Annotated in this window: 21 protein-coding genes; 8 read left to right on the forward strand and 13 right to left on the reverse strand. The window is 65.8% G+C overall.

What is annotated here, in order from left to right; translation table 11 throughout:
• Window positions 1–119 precede the first annotated feature (119 nt).
• The 7 genes from ACVWYP_RS06710 to ACVWYP_RS06740 all read right to left on the reverse strand — a co-directional run bounded on the left by ACVWYP_RS06710 (window position 120) and on the right by ACVWYP_RS06740 (window position 8,190).
• Window positions 120–1,184, reverse strand: a complete 1,065-nt coding sequence (locus ACVWYP_RS06710) for a substrate-binding domain-containing protein (RefSeq protein WP_304498180.1) — start codon at window positions 1,182–1,184, stop codon at window positions 120–122.
• A 23-nt stretch (window positions 1,185–1,207) separates the two neighbouring features.
• Window positions 1,208–2,260, reverse strand: a complete 1,053-nt coding sequence (locus ACVWYP_RS06715; protein ID WP_304500450.1) for an ABC transporter ATP-binding protein — start codon at window positions 2,258–2,260, stop codon at window positions 1,208–1,210.
• A 283-nt stretch (window positions 2,261–2,543) separates the two neighbouring features.
• On the reverse strand, window positions 2,544–2,852 hold the full coding sequence (locus ACVWYP_RS06720) for a GIY-YIG nuclease family protein (RefSeq protein WP_304498181.1): 309 nt from the start codon (window positions 2,850–2,852) through the stop codon (window positions 2,544–2,546).
• Window positions 2,853–3,110: 258 nt separating this feature from the next.
• On the reverse strand, window positions 3,111–4,295 hold the full coding sequence (locus tag ACVWYP_RS06725; protein WP_304498182.1) for a pyridoxal-phosphate-dependent aminotransferase family protein: 1,185 nt from the start codon (window positions 4,293–4,295) through the stop codon (window positions 3,111–3,113).
• Window positions 4,296–4,430: 135 nt separating this feature from the next.
• Window positions 4,431–5,264 (reverse strand): LssY C-terminal domain-containing protein, encoded by an 834-nt coding sequence (locus tag ACVWYP_RS06730; protein WP_304498183.1) that lies wholly within the window; start codon window positions 5,262–5,264, stop codon window positions 4,431–4,433.
• Window positions 5,265–5,447: 183 nt separating this feature from the next.
• Window positions 5,448–6,173 (reverse strand): thermonuclease family protein, encoded by a 726-nt coding sequence (locus ACVWYP_RS06735; RefSeq protein WP_028343641.1) that lies wholly within the window; start codon window positions 6,171–6,173, stop codon window positions 5,448–5,450.
• A 289-nt stretch (window positions 6,174–6,462) separates the two neighbouring features.
• Window positions 6,463–8,190, reverse strand: a complete 1,728-nt coding sequence (locus ACVWYP_RS06740; protein WP_304500451.1) for a hypothetical protein — start codon at window positions 8,188–8,190, stop codon at window positions 6,463–6,465.
• Between the two features lie 372 nt (window positions 8,191–8,562).
• On the opposite strand from ACVWYP_RS06740, the gene ACVWYP_RS06745 reads away from it, so the two are divergent.
• Window positions 8,563–9,414 carry a caspase family protein gene (locus ACVWYP_RS06745; protein ID WP_304498184.1) on the forward strand — a complete coding sequence of 284 codons (852 nt, stop codon included), beginning with the start codon at window positions 8,563–8,565 and terminating at the stop codon, window positions 9,412–9,414.
• A gap of 165 nt (window positions 9,415–9,579) precedes the next feature.
• Here ACVWYP_RS06745 and ACVWYP_RS06750 read toward each other — a convergent pair whose 3' ends face one another.
• The 5 genes from ACVWYP_RS06750 to ACVWYP_RS06770 all read right to left on the reverse strand — a co-directional run bounded on the left by ACVWYP_RS06750 (window position 9,580) and on the right by ACVWYP_RS06770 (window position 16,393).
• Window positions 9,580–10,458, reverse strand: a complete 879-nt coding sequence (locus tag ACVWYP_RS06750) for an efflux RND transporter periplasmic adaptor subunit (protein ID WP_304498185.1) — start codon at window positions 10,456–10,458, stop codon at window positions 9,580–9,582.
• Between the two features lie 7 nt (window positions 10,459–10,465).
• On the reverse strand, window positions 10,466–11,362 hold the full coding sequence (locus ACVWYP_RS06755; RefSeq protein ID WP_304498186.1) for an alpha/beta fold hydrolase: 897 nt from the start codon (window positions 11,360–11,362) through the stop codon (window positions 10,466–10,468).
• Between the two features lie 404 nt (window positions 11,363–11,766).
• Window positions 11,767–14,211 (reverse strand): adenylate/guanylate cyclase domain-containing protein, encoded by a 2,445-nt coding sequence (locus ACVWYP_RS06760; protein ID WP_304498187.1) that lies wholly within the window; start codon window positions 14,209–14,211, stop codon window positions 11,767–11,769.
• Between the two features lie 135 nt (window positions 14,212–14,346).
• A complete protein-coding gene (locus tag ACVWYP_RS06765; RefSeq protein ID WP_369525551.1) occupies window positions 14,347–14,718 on the reverse strand; it encodes a hypothetical protein in 372 nt (123 codons plus the stop codon).
• The gene (locus ACVWYP_RS06770) at window positions 14,675–16,393 is read right to left on the reverse strand and encodes an AsmA family protein (RefSeq protein ID WP_369525552.1); all 1,719 of its coding nucleotides are present in this window, start codon (window positions 16,391–16,393) and stop codon (window positions 14,675–14,677) included. Before ACVWYP_RS06770 ends, ACVWYP_RS06765 begins: the two co-directional genes overlap by 44 nt.
• 214 nt (window positions 16,394–16,607) lie before the next feature.
• Here ACVWYP_RS06770 and ACVWYP_RS06775 point away from each other — a divergent pair, with 214 nt between their 5' ends.
• On the forward strand, window positions 16,608–17,282 hold the full coding sequence (locus tag ACVWYP_RS06775; protein WP_016845951.1) for a Crp/Fnr family transcriptional regulator: 675 nt from the start codon (window positions 16,608–16,610) through the stop codon (window positions 17,280–17,282).
• A gap of 247 nt (window positions 17,283–17,529) precedes the next feature.
• Here ACVWYP_RS06775 and ACVWYP_RS06780 read toward each other — a convergent pair whose 3' ends face one another.
• Window positions 17,530–18,390: an AraC family transcriptional regulator gene (locus ACVWYP_RS06780; protein WP_304498188.1), complete on the reverse strand. Its 861-nt coding sequence runs from the start codon at window positions 18,388–18,390 to the stop codon at window positions 17,530–17,532.
• 185 nt (window positions 18,391–18,575) lie between these two features.
• On the opposite strand from ACVWYP_RS06780, the gene ACVWYP_RS06785 reads away from it, so the two are divergent.
• The 6 genes from ACVWYP_RS06785 to ACVWYP_RS06810 all read left to right on the forward strand — a co-directional run bounded on the left by ACVWYP_RS06785 (window position 18,576) and on the right by ACVWYP_RS06810 (window position 25,678).
• Window positions 18,576–20,153, forward strand: a complete 1,578-nt coding sequence (locus ACVWYP_RS06785; RefSeq protein ID WP_304498189.1) for an ABC transporter substrate-binding protein — start codon at window positions 18,576–18,578, stop codon at window positions 20,151–20,153.
• Window positions 20,150–21,151 (forward strand): ABC transporter permease, encoded by a 1,002-nt coding sequence (locus ACVWYP_RS06790; RefSeq protein WP_304498190.1) that lies wholly within the window; start codon window positions 20,150–20,152, stop codon window positions 21,149–21,151. Before ACVWYP_RS06785 ends, ACVWYP_RS06790 begins: the two co-directional genes overlap by 4 nt.
• The gene (locus tag ACVWYP_RS06795; protein WP_304498191.1) at window positions 21,151–21,984 is read left to right on the forward strand and encodes an ABC transporter permease; all 834 of its coding nucleotides are present in this window, start codon (window positions 21,151–21,153) and stop codon (window positions 21,982–21,984) included. The genes ACVWYP_RS06790 and ACVWYP_RS06795 overlap by 1 nt, the downstream gene beginning before the upstream one ends.
• Window positions 21,981–23,669: a dipeptide ABC transporter ATP-binding protein gene (locus ACVWYP_RS06800; RefSeq protein ID WP_304498192.1), complete on the forward strand. Its 1,689-nt coding sequence runs from the start codon at window positions 21,981–21,983 to the stop codon at window positions 23,667–23,669. Before ACVWYP_RS06795 ends, ACVWYP_RS06800 begins: the two co-directional genes overlap by 4 nt.
• The gene (locus ACVWYP_RS06805) at window positions 23,666–24,967 is read left to right on the forward strand and encodes an ArgE/DapE family deacylase (protein WP_304498193.1); all 1,302 of its coding nucleotides are present in this window, start codon (window positions 23,666–23,668) and stop codon (window positions 24,965–24,967) included. Before ACVWYP_RS06800 ends, ACVWYP_RS06805 begins: the two co-directional genes overlap by 4 nt.
• A gap of 75 nt (window positions 24,968–25,042) precedes the next feature.
• Window positions 25,043–25,678, forward strand: coding sequence for a pyridoxamine 5'-phosphate oxidase family protein (locus ACVWYP_RS06810; RefSeq protein ID WP_304498194.1), 636 nt, complete (start codon window positions 25,043–25,045; stop codon window positions 25,676–25,678).
• Window positions 25,679–26,414 lie beyond the last annotated feature (736 nt).

A 26,414-nucleotide genomic window follows, 5' to 3' on the forward strand; every position in this document is an offset into this window, starting at 1 on the left:
CGCGCATCCATTCTATCCCCTCATCCTGAGGAGCGCGGAACGCGCGTCTCGAAGGACGAGGCCACCAGTGGGGCCGCATGGTTCGAGACGGCGCTTCGCGCCTCCTCACCATGAGGGTCCTAGACTTTGAACAGCCGCGCATAGCGCGTCTTGATCTCTTCGGTCATCGCTTCCACTCCCGCCGGATCCTCCTTCATCAGCTTGATGTCGGAAAGCTTGCGCCGGCCGGCCTTCGGCTGCACCTGGGCGTGCAGCGAATATTGGCCGGTGAAGTCGACGAAGAATTGCTGGGTCTCGCGGGTGTGCAGCCAGGCCTGGAACAGCCTTGCGGCGTTCGGATGCGGCGCGCCGGCGAAGATGCCCGTGGGACCCGAGATCGTCGGCGTGCCCTCGGTCGGGTAGACCGGCTCGACCGGCTGTCCGGCTTCCTTCAAGAGCACGATGCCATATTCATTGCCGTCGGCCATCACGGCGCGTTCGCCGAGCGAGAGTTTTTTCGGCGGATCGGTCGAGGACTGCACCTGCATCACGCGCTGCTTGGATAGGTTCTCCAGATACGGCCAGCCGAGCTCGCGCACGATCTGGAACGTCGTGGTCATGATGGTGCCGCTATAGGCCGGATGGCCCTTCACCATCTTGCCCATCCATTTCGGGTCGAGCAGGTCGGCAAAGCTCTTCGGCGCGTCCTCCGCCTTCACCAGGTTGGTGTTGTAGGCGATCGACGACAGCCATAGCCGCGTGGTTACGGCCATGCCGTCGGGGTCGCGATAACTGTCGGGAAAATGCTTGGCGACGTCTTCGGGCACGAACGGCATCAGCCAGCCGCTCTTCTTCCACGGGATGAAATGCGAGGCATCGGCGCTGTTGACGACGTCGGCGGCGTGGATGTTGGAATCGAATTCCTGCGCCACGCGCTGGAACAGCCGCTCCGAGCCTGAGCGCTCGATCTGCACGGTGATGCCGGGATAGGCGGCCTCGAACGCCTTGCCGAGCTTTTCGCCGACCGGCAGGTCCATCGACGAATAGAACACGAGCTTGCCTTCCTTGGTCGCGGCCGCGACGAGATCGGGCGTGATCGCGACCGGCTCGGGTGCGGCGGCGCGCGCGGGCGAAGCGAACACGGTGCCTGCCGCAAGCGCCGCAGAGCCTTTCAGGACATCGCGTCTGGAAATCGGCTTCCGCATCGGGGTGCTCCGTTTCTTGTTGCTTATCGGCCGAGCGCCCGGCAGCGCGCGGGCGGCAAGGTCAGCCACACCTCGCTGCCTTTCTCGACCGCGGTTTCGGTCGGCGTGGTCACCCGCAGCGATGTGCCGTCAGCGGTTTCCACCATGTAGTCGCGATTCATGCCGAGATAGACCTGCCGCGTCACGATGGCTTTGAGTGTGTTCTGCTGTGCGATGGGTGCTTGCGTCGCGAGCTGGATCTCATGCTGGCGGATCGCCACCGGCGCGCTCTGGCCGGCCGTCAGCGTGGCGCCGACCACCTCGAGCGTTGCGCCGGCGAACTCCACGTGGTTCGCATCGCGCGCGGTGCCCTTGATCACATTGGCGGCGCCGATGAAGCGCGCGACGAATTCGGATTCCGGCCGCGCGTAGATGTCCTCAGGGCTGCCGAGCTGGTCGATCTTGCCGGCATTCATCACCGCGATCAGGTCGGCTGTGGTCATCGCCTCGGACTGGTCGTGGGTGACGTAGACCGTGGTGTAGCGATATTCGTCGTGCAGGCGGCGGATCTCGAACCGCATCTCCTCGCGCAGATTGGCGTCGAGATTGGACAAGGGTTCGTCGAGCAGCAGCGTCTCAGGGCCGACGATCAGCGCGCGCGCCAGCGCGACGCGTTGCTGCTGGCCGCCGGAGAGCTCGCCCGGATAACGCTGTGCCAGCGGTTCCAGCTTGGTTGTGGCCAGGATCGCGGCGAGCTTTTTGGCGATGGTGTCGCGATCCATTTTGCGCAAGCGCAGGCCGTAGACGATGTTCTCCGCCACCGTCATATGCGGCCACAGCGCGTAGCTCTGGAAGATCATCGACATGTTGCGCTGCTCGGGCGGCAGCGTGCGCGCCTTCGACGACACCGCGCGGTCGCCGACGCGGATCTCGCCGTCGGATGGTTCGAGGAACCCGGCGATCAGCCGCAGCGTCGTGGTCTTGCCGCAGCCGGACGGTCCGAGCAGACAGACCAGCTGGCCATGATCGATCGTGAGCGAAACATCATCAACCGCGACAAACGATCCAAACCGCTTGACCAGGCCGCGCAATTCCACCGATGCCAAGCGGTCCCTCCATTTTGTTGTGTCGCAGGGATCCATGCCCGGCTGTTGCCGGCAGTAAAGCGGAAAATGATGACGACGGAAAGTGTTCGTGCCCCGTCAAAAAGTCGTGGCACCTTTTCGTTGCGTTATCCCCGACCACTCTTCCGTCATCCTGAGGAGCGCGCCCTTGCGCGCGTCTCGAAGGATGCACGGTCCAGATATCGCGGCGTGCTCCGATTCTCTCGCGGCGGCAACTCGGCCGTCGATCCTTCGAGATGGCCGCTCCGCGGCCTCCTCAGGATGACGGGGAAGGGGTCGTTCTGCGTCGATGAGCCAGTCGGCTGATCGTGGCCCAATCCGACCGAATCAGAGCTTCCTTCTTCGCTCGACTCCAGCCCTTGATCTGCCGTTCCGCAGCGATACCGTCAGTGACGCGATCGAAATACTCTGACCAGACGAGGACCACTGGTCGACGACTGTAGGTATAGCCTGGGAAAGCACCTGTGTTGTGCTGTCCGATGCGCGGCGCGAGATCGTCGCCCGTAGCGCTGCCGACATAGAACGAGTTGTCGGCGCAGCGAAGCATGTAGACGTAGATGCCCATTTCACCAGTCCCGCGCGCGCAATGCACGGATCATGCGGCAAGCGTAGTCACGGTCAAAAGGAGAGGCATCTATCCTTTCCGCGACCTCGATCCCGTCATCCTGAGGTGCGAGCGGAGCGAGCCTCGAAGGATGCACGGCCCGGCTATTTCCGCGCACTCCGATTCGCTCGCGGCGGGAGCGGGGCCGTCGATCCTTCGAGACGCCCGCCTTTGGCGGGCTCCTCAGGATGACGGGTTAAAACCTCAGGCCGCCTCGGCCTACGCCTTCACGTTCTCGCCGAGCCACTGGATGGCGGCGTCGGCGCCGGCCTTGCCGTGCGGGATGTTCAGCGCCGTCAGCGCGACCTCGACGACGCCGAGGGTGCCGAGGATCATCGGCGCGTTGACGTGGCCCATATGCGCGATGCGGAAGGCCTGGCCCTGCAAATCGCCGATGCCGGTGCCGAGCACCACGCCGCATTTCTCCTTGGCGTAGCGCTGGATCGCGGCGGGATCGGCGCCCTTCACGGTGACCGTCGTCACGGTGTTGGAACGCTCGGCGGGCTCGGTGATGTTGAAGCCGAGCACCTGTCCCTCGGCCCAGACGGCGACCGCGCGGCGCACGGCTTCGCCGAGCAGCCGATGCCGCAGATGCGCATTCTCCAGGCCTTCGGCGTGCAGCATGTTGATCGCCTCGCGCAGCGCGAACAGCAGATGCACCGGCGCGGTGCCGGCATATTTGCGGTAGTGCTCCGAGCCCTCGCGCTCGGTCCAGTCCCAATAGGGCGTGCGCAGATCGGCTTTCTTGTGGGCGTCCCAGGCGCGGTCGTTGGCGGCGACGAAGCCGAGGCCAGGCGGCGTCATCAGGCCCTTCTGCGAGCCGCTCATTGCGACGTCGACATACCATTTGTCCATCTCGAAAGGCATGCAGCCGAGCGAGGCCACGGTGTCGACCATGTACAATGCGGGATGGCCGGCGGCCTTGATCGCCTTGCCGATCGCCTCGATGTCGTTATAGGCGCCCGACGCGGTGTCGACCTGCACCACCAGGATCGCCTTGATGGTGTGCTCCCTGTCGCGCCGCAGCCGCTCCTCGACCTCGGCCGGACGGATCGCGCGGCGCCAGTCGCCCTTCAGCACCTCGACCTCGGCGCCCATCGCGGCCGCAGCCTGGCCCCAGCCGATCGCGAAGCGTCCGCTCTCCAGCACCAGCACCTTGTCGCCGCGCGACAGCACGTTGGAGAGCGTCGCCTCCCAGGCGCCGTGGCCGTTGGAGATGTAGATGTAGGACTTGCCCTGGGTGGCGAACAGCCTCGAGAGGTCGCGCAGCAGGCTGTCAGTCAGTTCGACCATCTCGTTGGAGTAGATGTCGAGCGCCGGGCGGTGCATGGCCTGCAGCACCTGATCCGGCATCGTGGTGGGCCCGGGGATGGCCAGAAATTCCCGGCCCGCGCGAACGGTCATCGTCCTGTTCCTTTTGGGTAAAGCAACGCAAATCATGCGTGTGAGGGGTCAGGTGCGGAGAATATTCCATCGCGGCTTCGATTGCGAGCAGGACGAAGCAATCCAGCGTTTCCAAAACCGCGGGACACAACGGCCCTATTTGCCGATCGCCTCGACAACCGCGCGCCAGACCTGGTCCTTGAACTCGGTCGCGGCGGGGCTCGGGAGCTGCTCGACGGTGCCGTTGTTCTTGCGGCAGGCCTCGACCAGCCGCAGCACCCAGATTTCGCCGTCGGTGTAGTAGAGGTCGCCGCCGCCATTGCGGCCGTTGAAGGTCGGGCCGATGCCGGTCACCTGATATTTCGCGGTGACCATGCCGGCGGATTCGAGGTCCGTGGCGAGCAGCGCGCGTTCGGCGTCGAGGTCGGCCGCGATGTGATGCGTCACCGCGCCGGTGTAGTGGCTGATGCCGACGCTGCGGTCGAGCGTCGCAGCGCCCAGCCACACCGGACGCTTCTCCTCGCCCTGATCGAGCACCCTCCAGAACCGGACATGGTTGCGGCGATCCGCGCTCGATCCGACGGGCCGCTCGAAGGCAAGATCCTCGCGGCGGTCGAGATAGAACAGGTTGCTCACCGGCGCATCCTTGTAGGGACGATCGAGCAGCACGCTGCCCACGATCTCGATCGAGGATTTCAGCGTCACCGGATCGGCCGGAAACCAGCCCGCCTCGTGCATCGCGCAGACCACGTCCCGCTTGTCGCCGATCAGCCCGACATTCATCGGATCGCCGGGAATGCCCTGCGCGGTGCGCGTCACCATCGGCAGATTGGCGAGACCCTTCTGATGCTCGTAATGCGTCCACAGCGCCGGCAGCAGCAGATAGGCGGCGATCAGGTAGATCACCAGGACGAACAGCAATGACATCTGCGCTTGCCGGAGGCGGTTGCGCCGGCGCACGGAAGGAGGATCGATCTCGACATCGCTCATGCCGCGGTCCTTCACCTCTCCTGCTTGCGGGGGAGGTCGGATTGCATCGAAGATGCAATCCGGGTGGGGGCTTTCTCCTCATAAGGAGCGTCGCAAGCGGTGACACCCCCACCCCAAACCCTCCCCCGCAAGCGGGAGAGGGAGCGCGGTGCCGATGAGGCTACAATTCAATCAGACTTCCGACTAGCGCCGCGTCTCGCGGCAGCCGGCGGCCTCGGCCTCCTCGACCGAGCAGAACCAGCGCGTACCCTTGCTGATCTTCATTTCGATCTTGGCGTACCAGCGGCTGGTCTGCTGGTGAAAGATGCATTCACCGGAGCGGTTGACGTTGCCCTTGATGGTGCAATCGGGCGAGGGCGCCACCGGGCCGGAGGCCGAGGCGAGCAGGATCGCGTTGGCGCCGTCCGGCGGCTTCACCGCGCCGAGCACGGTGGTCTTCTTGTTGCGCACCCGCCAGTCCCACGGCGCGATAAAGGCACCCTGCCACATCCCGGCTTTTGCCTCACGCGCGGCCTTCTCGTCGGCTTCGTAGTCATGCGAGGCGCGGGTGTAGGCCAGCGCCCAGCCGCTCGCGACCAGCCATTTCTGGATGTCCTCGCCGTCGACCTCGCAGCGCGCGATGGTGCGGCCGCGGCGATCGACCGAGCGGGCGTGGCAGGTCCAGGTCTTGCTGCCGGCATGCTTGATCAGCTCGTCGCGCGCGGCGACGCCGCAGGTCCAGCGCTCGCCCTTGGTGTTGAGGCAGAGCTGGTCGGTCGACGGCGCGTCGATGCCAGCGAGCCGGATGCGGACGCTGCCGATCATGAGCTGGTCGCCGTCGCGGATCTTCGGCACGCCGGTGATGTCGGCGGCGGCAGCCAGCGTCGGCAGCGAGAGCAGCAGGCCCGCGGTGAGCAGCGTCTTGAACATCGGCGTTCCCGGCCAGGTTCTTATCGTTCAAATGGCTTTTGGCGTGCAGTGGTCAGTGCCCAACGATTGTGCGGGCAATTGGGCAACCGTGCCAGTGCTGTTGCGTTTCCGTCAGTTTCAACTTCGCGTCATCCGGCTATCAATGCGCCGTTCGTCTTCGTCGGTTCGTAGGATGGGTAGAGCGTAGCGAAACCCATCATCTCACGACGCGGACAATATTGATGGGTTTCGCTGAGTTTATCATCGGGCCGCGCGTTGCGCGGACCCGTTGGCTCTACCCATCCTACACCTACACCGCGGCCATTCGTCGCTTCGCCAGCGCAAGCGCCATCAGCACGAAAGCCGAGGTCACCTCCGGGCCGCCGACCAGGATGCGGGTCGGCGTCTTCATCTTATTCCACTCATAGGCCCGGTAGGGCCCCTTTCGGCCGCCCTCGCCGAGGCCCTGCACGATGCAGTGCAGCGCCGGCGTGAAGGTCGAGACCTCGGCGCCAAGATGCGCCAGCGCCATCAGCGCCAGCGCGGCGTCGAACGGGTTCATCTCGTGGGCGATCAGCTCGTGAGTGACATAGCCGAGCACGCGGGCGCGGATCAGCGCGAACACGTTGCCGGGATCGATGATGCGCTGCGCCGCCAGCGGCAGCGCGACGAAGGCGGCATAGCAGCGGCCGAAATAGGCCGAATAGAGCTCGGGCAGATAGTAGATGTGCGAGCGCGGATTTTTGAACGCGCCGCTTTCGACCAGATGTTTCTGGAAGGCGATGATGCGATGCACCGTCTCCAGCCGCTGCGGTGTTTCGATGATCTGCCAGCGGGCGAGGTTGCGGAACGAGACCTCGAGGATGTCGAGGTTCAGCGTCGGATCGAGGTCGTTGCCATAGGGCCGCTCGCCGGCGAGATTGTCGATCCAGGTGACGACGCCGCCATCGTAATCGATGTTATCGTTGAGCGGCACGGTGACGCGCGGCTCGTTGGCGCCCGATCGCACCTGGTAGCCGCGGTAGAAGTCGAGCAGCGGCTGCTGCAGGATCGGATCGTCGGAGCCGGCCTGGGTCGCGGCCGAGAACGAGCAGGCCGTGGTGTCGCAGTCCGGCACATAGATGCCGAAGCCGAGATCCTGCTTGATCTGGGCGAAGAAGCGCGAGAAGCGCGGATGCCGCCCCGGCGCCAGCGCGGTGATGACCTTCACCGTCGAGCCGTCATGCGACGGCACCTCCTCGGCGCTGGTCTTCAGGCAAAAGTCCACCATGTCGGCGATCGCGCGCCGCGCAGCGCTCGCTTCATCCGGCGCGGCGAGCCCGGTCTCGACGAAGCCGAGCAGCGCCTCGGTGAAGAAGGCATCGTAATAGGCCGAGCGGTGGCGGATCTGCACCGGCTCCCACATCGGCTCGGCGATGCCGCGCCAGGCCGGGTTGATCAGCGCGCGCGCCGGCGAATGCGCGATGAAGATGCGCGCCAGATTGAACAGCAAGGTCGAGTTCTTGTAGCCGCGCGCGTTCAGCCCGGTCAGCGCCATCAGCAACTCGCGCCCGCCGACGTCGGGGTCGCCGATCAAATTGAAGGCGGCATAGGTCGGGATGAAGCCGTTCTTGCCGAACGAGAGCAACAGATGCGCGCCGGTCAGGCGGATCACGCGGTCGATCTCGGCGATCTCCGGCGGGCGGCTAGGTGCGGTCGCGGGCGGCGGGGCCGGGTGGCGCACGCCAATACCGTCCATCAACGCTGCGATCGGCGTGCCGATCGCGGCCCAGTCCGGCGCCTCGACGTCGCGCGCCGCGGTGAGCGCCGCGCGCAGGCCGGCGACGCGGTCTGGATCGTTGAGCGCGGGCAGGCCGGTGCGGCGGAGCAGCGCGCGCAGCGGCGGATTGCCGAGCGCGGTCCGGTAGAACTTGCCGAGATGGGCATCGCCGCCGCGATAGGCCTGCAGCACGGGGTCGCAGACCTCGTACAGCGACGGGCCGTCCTTCTTGACGGTCAGCGACCGGCACACCGCGCCTGCGATCTCGTGAAGGCCCAAGAAGCTCAAAGAATCCCCTTTCCCGAGGAACCGGTTAACGCCGCCGCCCGACGGTGTTTCCAGTCGCTCTGCCCCAAACTCGCAAGCCTTTGGAAAGCTACATGAATCGCCACAAAACACAAATGTGACTAAGATCACGTAACGGGATTTTAACGGCGTCAATGGCCTCTGCCGGGCGGCAGCATGCGGCAATTCGGGTTGCCCCGAGCGGCCGTCCGGGTTAAAGGAGCGTTTGTTGCGGCGCCGCAAATTGAGTTCAATTCAACGGCACACACACCTCAACCCCATTAAACCTGAACGTCTTTGACGCGACTAACTGGCGCGATCTTCGCTTGAGCGCCATCGGGATAAGAATTGGGACTTAGGAACGCTATGGACCTTAGGCAGCTTCGCATTTCCCGCCGCACCATCGCCGTCTGCGTGGCGGTGGCCGGCACGGTGTCGCTGGCGATTGGCGCCCATGCCGCGCTCAACAAGCGGACGCTCGATGTCGCCAAGGGGGCGGTCGGAGCCGTCACCTCAGAGCAGACCGGCAGCATTCCGACCGGCACCTCCCGCCTCGCGCTGATCATCGGCAACGGCCACTATCCGGACGCTGCGGCGCCGCTGGCCCAGCCGATCAACGATGCCCGCACCTTGTCGACGGCGCTGCGCCGCGAGGGCTTTGACGTCGACGTGGTCGAGGATGCGACCAAGGACGACATGTTCCGCGCGGTCGAGCGCATGAAGGCCAAGATCCGTCCCGACACCGTCGTGATGCTGTTCTTCGGCGGCTACGGCGTGCAGGTGGGGCGTGAAAGCTACATGATCCCGGTCGATGCCACGATCTGGAAGGAAGCCGACGTCAAGCGCACCGGCGTAAGCGTCGAGTCCGTGCTCGATGCGATGAAGGAGCGCGGCGCCAAGGCCAAGCTCGTCGTGCTCGACGCCTCGCGCCGCAATCCCTATGAGCGCCGCTTCCGCGCGTTCTCGCACGGTCTCGCGCCGATCAGCCCGCCGGAGAACACCATCGTGCTGAGCTCGGCGACGCCGGGCAAAGTCGCCGACGACAGCAAGGCGCCGAACAGCGTGCTGGTCTCCGAGCTACTCAACAACCTCAACGCCCAGGCCGGCGCCGAAACCGCCTTCAACAAGACCCGCGTCGCGATCTCGCGCGCCAGCGAAGGCGAGCAGGTGCCGAGCGTGTCGTCCTCGCTGCTGGAAGACATCAAGCTCGGCGGCTGAAAGTCCTAGCTCTTTCCCCACGTCGTCCCGGCGAAAGCCGGGACCCATAACCACGACCGGTTATTGTGGCTCCGCGCCGTGGCCCCAGCGCAATCCTATTGGCGCATTCGTGGTTATGGGTCCCGGGTCGCGCTTCGCTTGCCCGGGACGACAGTATGGATGAACCTACTTCGCATCCGCGCTCGCACCCACCGGCCGCACCGGGTCGCCCTCGCGCAGCAGCGCGCCGGCGCGGGCGACGACGATGTCGCCTTCCTGGATGCCGTCGCGGATCTCGACCTGTCCCGCCGACATCAATCCGGTCTCGACCCGCCGCGTCTCGACGCGGCCGCCGCGCACCACCTGCACCACGGTGCCGGCGGTGGAATAGAGGATCGCGGTCAGCGGCACCGCGACGCCGCAGCTCTGCCCGGTCTTGATCTGGGCGCGGCCGGACGAATTCACCAGCAGCCGCTTGTTCGCGCCGATGCCGATGAACACCTGGCCGAGCTGGCTGTTCGGCTCGACCGTCGGCGCGATCCGCCGCACCTTGCCGTCGAGATCGCCGGCGCCGAGGATCTTGAGCTGCGCCGTCTGCTCGGTCTTCAGCTTGGCGATGTCGCGGGTCGGCACCATGCCGACCAGGTCGTACTCGCTCTTGGCGATGATCGAGAACAGCGCGTCCTTGCCCGATGCCGGCGCGCCGACGATCGCCGACGACGCCGAGATCGTGCCCGCCACCGGCGCCGTGACGTTGACCGAGTTGGCGCCGTCGGTCAGCTTCGCCAGCACTTGCCCTGCGGTGACAGTGTCGCCGGGATCGACCAGCACCTCCGCCACCTTCAAGCCAAAACGGTCGGGCCGGATCTGCTGCTCGTCGCGCGGCAGCACGATGCCCGAAACCTCGACGATATTGCCGAAGCAGAACTTTGCGGCCTTCAGCACCGTCACTGCCGCGCCCTTCGGCGCGGCGTCGGCTTCGCCCGCGGCAGACGCAGGAGAGGCTGCGAGCACGAGCAGCGCGGAGGCGGCGAGGGCTGAGGCGCGCGTGCGAGGCAAAATCATCGGCAAACTATTCCCAAAATGAGGGCCTCCTGAATACCAGATGCCGCCTGGCCGAGCCAGCCGGCTGCGCTGCGTCGGCCGGTCCCGCATCCGCCGCCAGCTCCAGCTTCGCCAGCTCCTGGGCGCGCCAGATGTGCCGCAGGATCTCCGGGTTGACCCGATCGGCATGCGTCACCGGCAGCATGTGGCCGGCACCCGGCAGATGCCGCAGCTCGGCGCCATCGATCAGCGCGGCGAGTTTTGCGACAATGCGCTGGGTCACATAGGGCGACAGCCCGCCCGAGATCAGCAGCGTCGGCACCTTCAAGGCACGCGCGGCTTCCGCCACCCCGTCAAGATCGAGCGCGGCGTTGAAATCGCAAGGCAGCTTGTCGGCCTGCTCGATCATCCGCAGCCGCCCGCTCGGCGAGAACTGCTCGCGCGGGCCGGAGCCGGCCCAGAACGCGGTGAACGCCTCGACCGCCTCCAGCACGGCGCCGTCGACAATATCCTTTGAGACGACCTGCGCGATCCGCGCGAAGCGATCATAGAGCCGCGCGTCGGCAGGCGTGTCGCGAAGCAGCGTAGGCAGGACGGGCTCGATCAACGTCAGGCTGCGAATGTACTGCGCATAAGGCGACGTGGTCGCCAGCCGAAACGCGATCGCCCCGCCATAGGAATGCCCGATCAGATGGATCGGCCCGTCGGCCTTGGCGAGCCAGGGCTCGAGCCGCGCGATCTCGCCATCCAGCGTCCGCGGCCAGTCGCGCCCGCAGGCGGCAACGCCATAGCCGGAAATATCCGGCGCCATGAACCTGTCGCCGCCGAGCGCGGCCGCAAGCTTGGTCCATTGCCGTCCCGACCCCAGCGAGCAATGCAGCGCCACCACCGACGCCGCCGCGTGCGTCCCATCCAAACCCGTCATCAAACCCATCCTGCGTGTTCTTGTTATCGCCGGACGCGCGTTCGCACGCGCCCGTCATGACGCGAGCGAGGCGGGGGAGGGGTTATTCCTGTGGAGGGGTGGAGGAGGTCGTGATCGTGATTGCGCGCGCAGTCAGATTCACTGGATGGTGAGTAGTCCCGCCCGGCAAGAGGGGCGTATCGCGAACGTGCGGCGGGAGGTGGTGGACGCTGGCCGGCGCGTGCGACGACGCGCGCTGATCGGCGGACGCGGCCACATCTTCGATGTCGTCCCGGCGCAGGCCGGGACCCATTACCCCGAATGGTGGTTGTGGCGCGAGGCTGGGGCCGCGATCCCTCTCATCACGAATAGCGGTGGTTATGGGTCCCGGCTTTCGCCGGGACGACGTGGGGAGAGAGCCGGGCTTACTCCGCCGCCGCTTCCGCTGATCGTTCGCCCTTCCAGCTCAGGATCTCCGCGGCGAGGATGGGATGATTGAATCCCTTCAGCACGAGGTCGTCGAGGGCGCGGCCGTCGACGCAAGCCTCGACCATGCCGTAGACGCGGCGGCTCACCACGATCTGGCCGGCCTTGGCTTCGCCGCACAGGCGGGAGGCGAGGTTGGTGACGCTGCCGATCGCGGCGTATTCCAGCCGCTGCTCGAAGCCGACCTGGCCGAGCGTGGCATAGCCGAGCGCAATGCCGATGCCGAAGCCGAGGCTGTGCCCGCGGTTGCGCCACTTCTCGGTCAGCGGGCCGACCGTGTCGCGCATCTCCACCGCCATCTTCACGGCGCGCGCGGTGTGGTCGGCGAGCTGGATCGGCGCGTTGAACAGGATCATCACGCCGTCGCCGGCATATTTGTCGAGCGTGCCTTCGTATTTGAAGATCAGCTTGCCGAGCGCAGCGTGATATTCGCGCAGCACGTTCATCGCCTCTTCCGGCTCAGTCGCCTCGGTGAAGGCGGTGAAGCCGCGCAGGTCGCAGAATACGACGGTGACCTCGCGGCGATGGCTGTCGAGCAGGCCCTCGGGATTGTCTGACGAGGCGATCAGCTGCGCCACCTGCGGCGCCAGGAAGCGCTCGAGCCGCCGGACCCGTTCGAGCTCGCCGAGCTGGGTTTCGACCCGCTGCTCCAGCGACTTGTTCCAGTCCTTCAGCGCTTCGGTCTGCTCGCGAAGCTTGTCGGCCTGCTCGCGCACGGTGGCGTTGGCCGCTTCCAGCGCGTGGCTCTTCTGGTCGACCTCGGTGAACAGCCGCGCGTTGCGCATCGCCAGCACCGCCTGATGCGCGAAGGTCTTCATCAGGCCGATCAGGCTCGACGGGAAATCGCCGGCCGCCTTGCGCAGCACCACCAGCGCGCCGAGCACGCCCTGCTGGTCGACCAGCGGCACCACAAGCACCGAGTGGAAGCCGGCGCCGACCACGACATCGCGCAGCGGATGATCGGGCGGATAATCGGGACTTGCCGCGAGATCGGGAAACGCCAGCGGCTCGCCCTTCGCGGCAGCCTCGCCGAGCGGGCTGTTCGCCGCATCGATCGCGCGATGGCCTTCGGCTCCGCTGGCGATGCCGATCGATTGCGTCAGGTTGAACGTGCGCCGTGCCGCGTCATAGCCATAGATCAGCACGGCGTCGGCGTGGGTGATCTCGAGCGCGCGGGCGCCGACCGTCGGCAGCACGGCGGCAAGATCGAGCGAGGACGCCACGGCGCGGCCGACCTCCTCCAGCACCTTCAGCTCGTTGATCGATTGCGCGAGGTCGTGGGTGCGCTCCTTCACCTTGGCCTCGAGGTCGGAATAGGTCTCGGCAAGCTGGGTGGCCATGCTGTTGAACTGGCCGGCGAGCTCCTCCAGCTCATCCGAAGTCTTCACCTCGATGCGATGGCCGAAGTCGCCGGCCCCTAACCGCCGCGCGCCGGTGCGCAGCGCCGTGATCGGCTCCAGCATGCGCCGCGCCAGGATCGTGCCGGCAATGATCGCGACCACGAGGCCGAGCGCGATCAAGAGCGCAATGCGCACCAGCTGGTCGCGGATCGGGGACAGCGCCTGCGCGGTCGGCTGCTCGACAAACACGTGCCAGCCGAGGTTCGGCGCGGCCGTTGCTGTCGTCAGCACCGCGTTGCCGTCGACATCCTTGCCGGAGGCGATCGGCCTGCCACTCGGCGACAGCACCGCAGCGACCTGCGGCAGCGCGGCGAGGTCCTTGCCGACCTCGGGCCCCTTCGACGAGCTCGCCAGCACGCGGCCCTTGCCGTCGACGACATAGGCATGAGCGAGCCGGCCGACCTGGGAATCGCCGAAATAGTCATTGAGGAAGCGCAGGTCGATCTCGGCCATGGTGACGCCGGCATTGAAGCCGGAATGCTGCTCGCCGATCGACATGAACGGCCGCCCGTCGCGAAAATACGCCGGCGCATAGGCGGTGCCGCGGGCGATGGTCTCGGTGAATCTGCCATCGCGGGAGAAGTCGGCGTTGGAGTTGACGGTGGTGGTCTGGCGCGACAGCCGCAGCAGCTCGCGGCCCTGGCCGCTGATCAGGGTGAGCTGGCTCACCGCCGGCACCTGGCCGAGCAATTGCGCGTAGTCGGCGCGGCGCAACTCGATCGTGTTGGAGGAGGCGCGGGTCACCCAGGAGATCTGGCGCTCGAGGTCGGAGATCGCCTGCTCGATGCGCTTGGCGGTGGCATCCGCCTTCTCGCTCATCGCGTCCGTCAGCGTGCCCTTGATGCCGCGGTAGCTGATCCAGGTCTCGAGCGCGCCGTTGACCGCGAGCACGAACACGACGAGGCCGACCAGCGCGAGGACATATTTGGCGAACAGGCCGCCGCGCAGGAACCAGTTCTTGCCCTTGTCCGTAGCCGCGTTCATCCAGCCTCGTCCGCCCCCTCGCATCAATCGGGTGCGCCGCATGATCCGCCGCTGTTTAGCACGGATCGGCGAGGCGGGGCGGCCGCTCGGGCCGCATGGTTATCCCTTCATATTGGCGGGGGATGTCCGGGAATATCAGCGATTGAACAGCTGACGCAGCACGTCCTTCATCGCCGGACTGTCGTGCTGCTCGGCGGTCTCGCCGGGCGGAGGGGGCGGTGGCGGAGCCGGATCGGCGGCCGGCGGCGCGTCCGCCTCGGGCTTGGCCAGGCTGCGGCTCGGCCGCGATGCGTTGCCTTGATTGAGGGTGGAGAGGCCCTGCTGCAGCAAATTGCCGATGGTGTCGCCAAGCTGCCCGCCGAGCGGGTTGCTCTGGCCGGCGCCGCCGCCGGGTGGCTGGCCGGTGCCGGGCTGCGCGCCGCCCTGCACGCCGTTGAGCAGGTTGGTCAGCCCGTTGAGGCCTTCACTCAGCCCCTGGCCGTTCGCCCCGAACAGGCCCTTGCCCATCTCCTTGAGCTTGGCATAGGCCGCCTGCGGATTGTCGAGGATGCTCCGGATAGATCCGCGGCGATACCCAGGGCCCCTCGAGCATCACGGGGATGCCGAGGCCGACCGGATTGCCGGTGCGGCCCTGGCCTTCGGTGGTCATCACGAGCTGCGGCTCGACGCGGAATCCGATCTGCCTCGTGTTGAGGTCGATGGTGCCGACCCCGGTCATCTTCACCAGCGGGCCGATCAGATTGAGATCGGTGGTGACGGCCTGGCCCTTGTCGACCTTGAACGAGGCCGAGAGCTGGCTGAGATCGGTCGACAATTCCTGGCTCTCCTGCCAGCCCGACAACGTGCTGCTGGTGAGGCTCCGGATCATCTGCGCCACGTTGAGGCCGAGGATCTTGCCGTCCTGGAACACGACGAAGGCCGTGCCGGCGAGATTGCCGACGATGGCGCGCTCGCTGCCGCCTTGCGAGGTCAGCGCGATCTTGGCCTGCATCTTGCCGTCGAGCTTGTCGAACTCGGCAAGGCTCCTCAGCACCGGCAGCGCGCGCACGCCGGCGAGGTCGAGCCGCAGCGCGTAGGTTGGATTCGTAGCTCGCGCGTCGATGGTGAGGTCGGCATCGGCGGTGCCCTCATAGGCGCCGAGATTGGCGAGCCGGCCCTTCAGCACGCCGCTGTCGATGGATGCATCGATTGCCGCCTGCGCAAAGCGGCCGTCGCCGATCACGAGCTCCGCCGCCGAGATGCGCGCCTGCGCGTCGACATAGTTGAGCCCGGCAAGGTCGATCGACGCGTTGCTCCAGGTATTGGTGCCGAGCGGCTGCGTGGAGCCGGACTGGCCCGGCGGCATCGCGATCGCAATGCGCTGGAAGTCGAGATCGAGCTTCACCAGCGGCTTGTTGCTGGCGAAATCGACCGAGGCCCAACCGGTGAAGCCGCCATCGCCGAGCGTGCCGGACACGCCGTTGAACATCACCACCGTGCCGTTCAACCGCGCGTCCGCATTTGCCTTGATCGCCGCGGGCAACAGGCCGGGCGCATCGATGCTGAATTCGGCCGGCACGCTCTGACGCTCCAGCGCTTGCGGCGCGGTCGCGCGAATCTCGAACCTCAGCGGCTTGTCGCCGGCGTGTGCGTCACCCGTCACGACGATCTTGCGGTCGTCGCCGATGGTCGCGTCCGCGTTGAGCGTCTCGACCCGGTTCTCGACCCGGTCGCGCACATTGGAGAGCACGATGGTTCCGCCGGTGATGCTGACATGCCGGATCGTGATGCCGCCGCCATCGGACGCGGAGGATTTCGCCGGCGGATTGTGGTCGCGGGTGCGCTCGCGCTGCAGCGGCAGATTGATCACCGGCTTGACGATCGAAAGGTCGGTGATGTCGGGCCGGCCCGACCACAGGCTCGACAACGTCATCTCGGCCCCGACGCTAGCGGCTGCGAACCGGTTGTTGACGTCGCGCCCCCGCGGGTCCTGCAACACGACATCGCTCAGCGTCAGATTGACCCTCGGCCAGAGGCCTATCTTGGCGCCGCCATTGATGGTGAGCTTGTAGCCGGTCTCGCGCTCGACCTGATCGGTGATCGCAGATGTGAGGAACGAGGACGGGATCCCGACCGCTGCGACCAGCGCGATGATCACGATCACGGCAGCGATGGCGGCCCCGGCGAATTTCAGTGCTCTCATGTCGTTGTTCCAGGCCGGCAAGCGGGGTTCCGTTGCAGAAAGTCACGGCCGATCACACGAGTTTATCCCGCAAGCGGGATCTGGCTCCAATGACCGGAAAAATAATCCGTTACCGCATGAACTTATGTGACCTCTCCCACACTCTTATGAGGGTGATTTTTGCTAACCGGGCGTCAGGGGATCGGCTCGGATGGATTTGGAAGGCAGCAGTACAATGAGCAAACAGGCCGAATTTGCGGTCATTCTGAAGATGAATCCGATGTTCGCCGATCTCGGTGCGGACGAATTGCAGCGGCTTTCCGGCCTCTGCCACACCCAGCAGCTCGCGACCGGTGAGGTGCTGTTCCAGAAAGGCGATCCCGGCGATGCCCTGTTTGGGGTCCGCCGTGGCCAGATCCGGATCGAGACCGGTGCCTCCGACGGCAGCCGGCTCACACTGAACTTCATGGGATCCGGCGACCTGTTCGGCGAAGTCGCCGTGCTCGACGGTCAGGACCGCACCGCGGATGCGACCGCGGGCGAGCCCAGCGAATTGTTCGTGTTGCGGCGGCAGGATTTCCTCGGCTTCCTCGAGCGCGAGCCGAAGGTTGCGGTCAGGCTGATCGAATTGCTGTGCCAGCGCATCCGATGGCAGAGCGAGCGGATGGAAGAATCCGTGCTGCAGCCATTGCCGGTCCGCCTCGCACGGCGGCTGTGCGCGCTGGCCGAGGATTTCGGTTCCGAGGTGCACATCTCGCAGGAACAGCTCGGCATCTTCGTCGGCGCCGCGCGCGAAAGCGTCAACCGGCAGCTGCAGACCTGGCGCAGGGACGGCATCGTCGACCTGCAACGCGGCCGGATCATGCTGCACAACATGACCAAGCTGACGGCGGTTGCGCGCAACGACTGAAGCGGACCGCATGCAACGCGCGCGGGAAGATCCGATTCTTTCGCGCGCGCTGCTCGCGAATGTTGACGCACTCCTGCCTAAAAGACGTGCTTGCATGATGAGGCCGGTACCGCTTTCATCCGGCCGCCGGTCCTTGGGGTGACACCCAGCCTTTGCTGGCCTCACGCCATCCACCTGCAAACCCCTGCGGTCTCTCCCGTTGACCGCAGGGGTTTTGCGTTCCGGCAGATGCGTGACGCGAATCAGCCTACCTCAACACCACTTCGGGATCGGCCCAGCGCAGATACTGGCGCGGCGCGGCGCCGAGCTCACGCTTGAACATTGCGGCGAAAGCGCTCGGGCTTTCATAGCCGACGTCGAGCGCAACGCAGGTGACGGCCTCGCCGGCGCCGAGCCGCGCCAGCGCTTCGAGCAGCCGCACCCGCTGGCGCCAGGCCGCAAAACTCTGGCCGGTCTCGCGCCGGAACAGACGTGTCAGCGTCCGCCGGCTGAGCTGGCAGCGATCGGCCCATTCGTCGAGCGTGAGATCGGAACTCGGATCGACCAGCACGGCTTCGCAGATCGCGGCGAGCCGTGGATCGGGCGGCACCTGCACATGCAGCGACACTTCCGGCATCCTGCCGATCTCGTCGAGCAGGAAATCGACCAGCCTGCCGTCGCGCCCTTCCGGATCGTAACGGGTCGGCATGTGCACCGCTTCTTCCATCAACGCTTCGACCAGCGCGGAGACCCTGATCAGGCGGCATGTCGCCGGAGCATTCCTGATGCGGTCAGGCGTGACATAGATGGTCTGGATCTCGACCTCGCCCCAAGCCCGCGACTGGTGCGCGACGCCGGCCGGAATCCACAGACCGTGGCCGGGCGGCACGACGAAATGGCCGCGCTCGGTCATCATCGAGGTCACGCCCGCGGTCTGCAGGATGAACTGATCGCGTCGGTGCGCGTGTCGTGCGCTGGTGCTTTCGTTCGGATAGGAGGCCGCCATCGCCGCGAGCGGCCGTTCGACCTGTTGCAGCTGCCCGGCATAGTGCGCGGCCGCTGCGGGACCCGATTGCTTGCGGCAAACGCGCAAGTCGGTGGTGTCATTTCGTCGCGCTGCGACTTTCAAGTGTCGTGAGCTCCTGATCGATCGTCGTTTTCGCAGGGTGCTCATGCATCTTCCGGGCCACTTGGCCCGATCGCGATGGTTGTTGTCCCCCTTCAGGTAGCGCGGGCTATGGCGTTTGGCAACAATGCCTCACCCCGCGGCATTCGCCGAAATCGAATGTGAGAGCGCGGAGACGGAGAGGTCCGATGAACAGACGCGAATTCACCAAGGCAATGCTGGCCTGCGGTGCAGCCATCCCGTTCGGCATCACGCGGGCGGCGGGCCAGACCCGCGGTGGAACGCTCAACACCATCATCCAGCCCGAACCGCCGGTTCTGGTGACCGCGCTGAACCAGCAGCAGCCGACCTTGACGCTCGGCGGCAAGATTTACGAAGGCCTGCTGAAATACGGCGCCGATCTCAAGCCGATGCCGGGCATGGCGCAGTCCTGGGAAGTCTCGCCCGACGGCCTGACCTATACGTTCAAGCTGTTTCCGGGCATCACCTTCCACGACGGCAAGCCAATGACCTCGGAGGACGTGGTCTTCAGCTGCATGAAGCTGCTGGTGGAGACGCATCCGCGCGCACGGCAAAACTTCGCCCGCGTGGCGTCGGCGGAGACGCCCGATCCGCTCACCGTGGTGTTCAAACTGAAGCAGCCGTTCGCGCCCTTCATCGGCTGCTTCGATTGCACGTCCGCCCCGATCGTGCCCAAGCACATCTATGACGGCACCGACTATCGCAAGAACCCGGAGAACGACAAGGCGATCGGCACCGGCCCCTTCAAGCTGAAGGAGTGGGTGCGCGGCTCGCATGTTCATCTCGTCCGCCACGACGGCTACTATCAGAAGGACCAGCCCTATCTCGACGAAATCGTCTACCGCGTGATTCCGGATGCGGCCTCGCGCGCGCTGGCGCTCGAGAACGGCACGGTGCAGCTCGTGCAATGGTCCGACGTCGAATTCTATGACGTCCAGCGCTTCAAGGCGCAAAAGAGCCTCGAATTCACCACCATGGGCTACGAGTATTTCGCGCCGCATCAGTGGCTCGAAATGAACAACCGCATCGCACCGATGAACGACAAGCGGTTCCGGCAGGCGGTGATGCACCTGATCGATCGCGAGGCGTTCAGCAAGCGGGTCTATTTCGGCAATGCCAAGGTGGCGACCGGACCGATCTCGTCGAAGACGCGGTTCTACGATCCGAACGTGAAGCGCTACGAGTTTTCGGTCGACAAGGCCAAGGCCCTGCTCGACGACATGGGGTTGAAGCCTGGCGCCAACGGCAAGCGCGCCGAGATCAAATATATCGTGCCGCCCTATGGCGAGTCCTATCAGCGGGCCGGCGAATTCTTCCGCCAGAGCTTCGCGCGGGTCGGCATCGACCTCGTGCTTGTCGGCACCGACATGGCCGGATGGGCCGAGAAGGTCGGCAACTGGGACTATGAGATGACCCAGAATCTGCTCTACCAGCTCGGCGATCCCGCGCTGGGCGTCGCCCGCACCTATATTTCGTCGAACATCAAGAAGGGCATCCTGTTCTCCAACACGCAAGGCTATTCGAATCCCGAAGTCGACAAACTGTTCGACGAAGCCGCGGTGACGCTCGATGAAGCCAAGCGCCAGGAGCTCTACACCAAGGTGCAGCAGATCCTGGTCGAGGACGTGCCGGTGGCCTGGACGCTCGAGATCGAATATCCCATCATCTACGACAAGGCGTTCAAGAACATCGTGACGACGGGCATCGGCTCGCACGAAACCTTCGGGTCGGTCTACAAATCGTGACCCGGCTCGGGAGCGCAGCGGCGATCGGACTTCAGGCGGTCAGCCGCATCGCCCAACTCGTCGCCGTGATCCTCGTCATCGCGACGTTCAACTTCGTGCTGGTGCGGGCCGCGCCCGGCGATCCGGCCCAGGTCATGGCCGGGCAATCCGGCGCGTCCGATCCGAAGCTGCTCGACGATCTGCGCAAGGAATATGGCCTCGACAAGCCGTATTTCGTGCAGCTTGCGAGCCACCTCGGCCGCGTCGTCAGGCTCGACCTCGGCTATTCCTACCGCCAGCGCCGTCCGGTCGTCGATCTGATCCTCGAACGGCTTCCGGCGACGCTTCTCTTGACCGTGACGGCCTTCTGCCTCGCGCTCCTGATCGGCACCGCGCTCGGCGCGCTGGCCGGGCTCGCGGCCGGCAGCGTGCTCGACACGGTGTTCACCGTGCTCTCGCTCGTGCTCTACGCGACGCCGGTGTTCTGGCTCGGCCTGATGCTGGTGCTGGTGTTCTCGGTGACGCTCGGCTGGCTGCCGCCGTTCGGTTACGAGACCATCAACGTCCAGCTCTCGCCGGTCGAACATGCGCTCGACATCATGAAACACATGATCATGCCGGTCACGTCGCTGGCGGCGATCTATCTGGCGATCTATGCCCGGCTGATGCGCTCCTCGATCATCGAGGTCGCGCAGCAGGATTTCATCAAGACCGCGCGCGCCAAGGGCTTGTCCGGAGCGCGCATCGTGGTCGGCCACATGCTGCGCAATGCGCTGGTGCCGGTCGTCACCGTCGCCGGCATGCAGGCCGGCGCGCTGGTCGGCGGCGCCGTGGTGATCGAGACGGTGTTTGCCTGGCCGGGCCTTGGCCGCCTGACCTTCGAGGCACTGCTGCAGCGCGACTATCCGGTCCTGCTCGGCATCTTCCTGATCCTCTCGATCGTCGTGATCGCGCTCAACCTGCTCACCGACCTGGTCTACCGGTTGATCGATCCCCGCATGACCACGGGGGCGGCGTGATGGACACGGTGCGCGCCTTCCTGCGTCATCCGAGCGGCATGATCGGCCTTGTCCTGCTGCTCGTCGTTATTGTCGTCGCGATCATCGCGCCGATCGCATTTCCGGTCTCGCCCTGGGAGATGGTCGGCGCGCCGTTCACGCCGCCCGGCGAGGATGGATTATGGCTCGGCGGCGATACGCTCGGCCGCGACGTCGCCGCCGGGGTCGCCTACGGCGCGCGCGTCTCGCTCCTGATCGGCATCGCCTCGGCGCTCGCGGCGATGGCGATCGGCGTCGTGATCGGCGCGATGTCAGGCTATTTCGGCGGCAAGATCGATCTGGTGCTGATGCGGATGACGGAATTGTTCCAGACCATTCCGGCCTTCGTGCTGGCCATCCTGCTGGTCGCGACCTTCAATCCGTCGCTGCTGACGATCATCCTGACCATCGGCGCGGTGAGCTGGCCGCCGCTGGCGCGGCTCACGCGCGCCGAATTCCTCCGTCTGCGGCACCGCGAATTCGTCGAGGCCGCGCTGTGCCAGGGTGAACGCACCTGGCGCATCGTGCTCGGCCATATCCTGCCGAACGCGATCTCGCCGATCCTGGTGGTGACGTCGCTGACGGTTGCCACTGCGATCCTGCTGGAAAGCGCGCTGTCCTTCATGGGGCTCGGCGATCCCAATCTGATGTCGTGGGGCTTCATGATCGGTGCGGGCCGCACCGTGATCCGGAATGCGTGGTGGATGAGCGTGTTTCCGGGCCTTGCCATCCTCGTCACGGTGCTGGCGATCAACCTGTTCGGCGAGGGACTGTCGGACGTTCTCAACCCGCGCGTCTCGAGGCGCCGGTCATGAGCGAAGCCATCCAGTCCGGCGCGCCTGTTCTTGCCGTCGAGGGCCTCTCGATCGCGCTCCCCAAGGGGGGCGACCGGCCCTTCGCGGTCGAGAATGTGTCGTTTGAAATCAGGCCAAACGAGGTGGTTTGCCTGGTCGGCGAATCCGGCTCCGGCAAGTCGATGATCGCGCATGCGGTGCTGTCGCTGTTGCCGCGGGGCGTCGACATCGCGTCCGGCGCCGTGACGGTCGCAGGGCAGGATCCGTCGAAGCTCGACGGCCGCGCCCTCCGCAAGTTGCGCGGCGGCAACGCTGCGATGATCTTTCAGGAGCCGTTGTCCTCGCTCAATCCGCTGAAGCGCGTCGGCAGGCAGATCGAGGAGATGATCCTGGCGCACCAGCGGCCTGCGCCCTCGGTGACCGAAGTCCGCGAGCGGGTGCTGGCGCTGCTGACCCAGGTCGGGCTGCCGAATCCGCGGTTGCTGGAAAAGAGCTACCCGTTCGAGCTTTCCGGCGGCCAGCGCCAGCGCGTGATGATCGCGATGGCGATGGCCAACCGCCCCGCGCTCGTGATCGCAGACGAGCCGACCACCGCGCTCGATGTCACGACCCAGCGCCAGATCCTGCGCCTGATCGACGATCTCCGGCGCGAGCGCGGCATGGGCGTGCTGCTGATCACCCATGATTTCGGCGTTGTCGCCGACGTTGCCGATCGCGTCGTGGTGCTGCGCCATGGCAAGGTGGTCGAGCAGGGCACGGCCGGCGAGGTGCTTCGCAATCCGCAGGCCGCCTATACGCGCGAATTGATCGACGCGGTTCCGAAGGCGCGCCTCGCCGACATCCACGAGGCCATCGTGCGTCCCGAGCCGTTGCTCGAGGTCATCGGCCTGCAAAAGACCTTTCGGGTCAAGCGCGGCTGGCTGCAGCCGCCACGCGAGGTGATCGCCGCTGATGGCGTCTCGCTGACGCTGCACGAGGGCGAGACGCTTGCGGTGGTCGGTGAATCCGGCTCCGGCAAGTCGACGCTCGGGCGTATGATCATGCGGCTCACCGAACCTGACGCCGGTGCCATCCGCTTTGGCGGCGCGGATCTCCGGCAGCTGCGTGGCGAGGCGTTGCGCCAGGCGCGGCGCCAGCTCCAGATCGTGTTCCAGGATCCGTTTGCCAGTCTCGATCCGCGCCAGAAGGTCGGCGATGCCATCGCGCGCGGCCCGATGGCGTATGGCACGTCGCGGGCCGAGGCGATGGCGCAGGCGAACAAGCTCCTGGTGCGGGTCGGCTTGTCGGCGACCGCCGCCGATCGCTATCCGCACGAATTCTCGGGCGGCCAGCGCCAGCGCATCTGCATCGCGCGGGCGCTGGCGCTGAAGCCGCGGGTTCTGATCGCCGACGAGGCGGTGTCGGCGCTGGACGTCTCGGTGCAGGCCCAGGTGCTGGCGCTGCTCGCCGAGTTGCGCCAGGAGATGCGGCTTGCGATGATCTTCATCACGCACGATTTGCGGATCGCCGCCGAGATCGCCGACCGCGTCATCGTCCTGCAGAAGGGGCGTATCGTGGAGGAAGGCACCACCGCCGACGTGTTCACCGCGCCGCGCCAAGCCTACACTCGCGATCTGCTCGACGCGATTCCCGGGCGCGATTTCTTCGACCAGCCGGGCTTTGCGGCCGCGGCCGATGCACGCCCCACAGCAAGGATCAATTCATGACCGACAGCCGTTCAGTCCCCCTTCCGGCCGGCGCGCGCGAGCGCATCGAGGCGGCTGTCGACGCCGCCTTCGAGCAGCAGATCGCGACCACGATCGCCTTCTCGTCGATTCCCAGCACGCGCGGTCAGGAAGGTCCCTGTCAGGACATGTTCGCGAAGCTGCTGCGCGAGCGCGGCTATGAGGTCGACGACTGGGTCATCAATCAGGACGAGCTGAAGACGCTGCCGGGCTACGGGCCGGTCGAGACCGATTTCTCCCGCGCGCGGACCGTCGTCGGCACCTATCGGCCGGCGCGCGAGGAGGGGCGTTCGCTGATCCTTCAGGGGCATTGCGACGTGGTGCCGGTCGGGCCGCTCGACATGTGGGAGCGGCCGCCGTTCCAGCCGGTGGTCGAGGACGGCTGGCTCTATGGCCGCGGCACCGGCGACATGAAGTCGGGCACCATTGCCGCGCTCTACGCGCTCGATGCGGTGAAGGCCGCGGGCTTTGCGCCGAAGGGCCGCATCCATCTGCAATCCGTGATCGAGGAGGAGAGCACCGGTCTCGGCGCGCTCTCGACGTTGCAGCGAGGTTACCGTGCCGATGCCTGCCTGCTGCCGGAGCCGACCGAGGAACGGTTGATGCGCGCCCAGGTCGGCGTGATCTGGTTTCGCCTCAGGGTTCGCGGAATCCCGGTCCATGTCGCGCGCGCCGGCACCGGCTCCAACGCGATCCGCGCCGCCTATCATCTGATCGGCCATCTCGACGCGCTGGAGGCGGAGTGGAACGAGCGCGCCAAGTCGCATCGTTACTTCGGCGCGGTGCATCACCCGCTCAACTTCAATCCCGGCATCATCAAGGGTGGCGATTGGGCCTCCAGCGTGCCGGCCTGGTGCGACGTCGATTGCCGAATCGGCATCCTGCCGGGATGGAAAATCGCCGACTGCCAGGCCGAGATCGTCGACTGCGTGACCAAGGCCGCCCGGGCCCATCCGTTCCTCGCCAACAATCCGCCCGAGATCGTCTGGTCCGGCTTCCTGTCGCCGGGCTATGAAGCGACCGAAGTGCAGGAGAGCGAGGCCGTCCTCGGCTCGGTCTACGAGCACGTGTTCGGGCGCGAGCTGACGGATTTTCCCTCCACCGCGCTGACGGATGCGCGCTTCTATGGCCTGGACTATGGTGTTCCCGCATTCTGCTTCGGCGCCAGGATGGAGAACGCGCACGGCTTCAATGAACGGGTCCAGCTCGATTCGCTGAAGAAGGTCACCAAGGCTTACGCCCTCTTCGTCGCGAGCTGGTGCGGTGTCGATAGAGCATGATCCGGAAAAGTGCGAAGCGGTTTTCCGACAAGATCATGCTCAACGAATTGAGACAAACCAAACGGGAGGTTCGCTATGGGTGACCAGAATGCAGGCGGCAAGCCGCCGGTCAAATCGCAGGAGGATCTTCGTGCGCATTTCGGGCAATTGAGCCCGCTCGCCGAGAAAAAGGTGCTCTACCATCTCGACAAGTTCTGCCGCGACTTCATCGCGCTGTCGCCGTTCCTCGTCATCGCCTCCAGCGACGGCAAAGGGCATGCCGATGCCAGCCCGCGCGGCGATGCGCCGGGCTTCGTCTCCGTGCTCGACGACAAGACGCTGCTGATCCCGGATCGGCGCGGCAACAACCGGGTCGATACGTTCGGCAATATCATCGCGTCGCCCGGGATCGGGCTGATCTTCATGGTGCCCGGCATCAACGAGACGCTGCGCGTCAACGGGCGCGCCGAGATCTCGCAGGAGCCGGATCTGTTGACGCCGCTGACGGTGCAGAACGTCACGCCGGTCATCGGCCTCAAGGTGCATGTCGATGAGACCTACTTCCACTGCGGCAAGGCGCTGATGCGCTCGAAGCTCTGGAATCCCGCCGCGCAGGTCGAGCGCCACAGCTTTCCGACGCTCGGCCGGATCATCGCCGAACAGACCGCCGCGATCGAGGTCGAGGTCGCCGAGAAGGCGATGGAAGAGGCCTATCGCACGAGACTCTACTAGAACTTGATGAAACCAATTGAATCGGTCTTGCAGCGGACTGGTTCCGCCCTCTCCCGTTTGCGGCAGGGCAATCCCATAGGCGTCTTCGCTGGCCGCGCAGGTGCTTGGCCTCGTGGTTCGAGACGCGCCGCAAGCGGCGCTCCTCACCATGAGGGTCTACAGTTTCGCCGCGCAATAAGACGTATATCCTCGTCCGCTGCTGTCATCGCCCGGCTCCGACCGGGCGATCCAGTACGCCGCGGCCCTTCGGCCCAAGCACCGCAGTCTCTGGAATACCAAATCACCCGCATGTGATGACACCGCACGGTGTGACGCGTTGAATCGGGAACCATCCTCATGGTCGTCCCTGCGAAAGCAGGGACCCATAACCACAACTGCCAATGTTGGGCGATGCTGGAGCGACGAGTCCCTGCAACAAGGTCCGCCGCGGCGTGTGGGTCCCTGCTCCCGTGCGCAATTGCGCACTAGGCAGGGACGACGTGTTGGAGGGGCCGCGGACTCAACGGCGGGCGTCGCGACGGATGGCCGCAGGGAAGCGACGCGCCAGGGCTTTCCCATATGCCATAGCCTCGGGGCATCTGCACAATTTCTGTATAATGGAAGAATACTGCTGATTTGCCCGACGAGTCAAGTTGCCGTGTCGAACGCCGGCGGCCGCCGGCTACTTTGCATGGGGTTGTTTTCGATATTTTGGCAGTGCCCCCTGCGACGGCGGCCTTCGCGACTGCTGCCAAAC

This window comes from Bradyrhizobium sp. USDA 3262 (genome assembly GCF_054060035.1).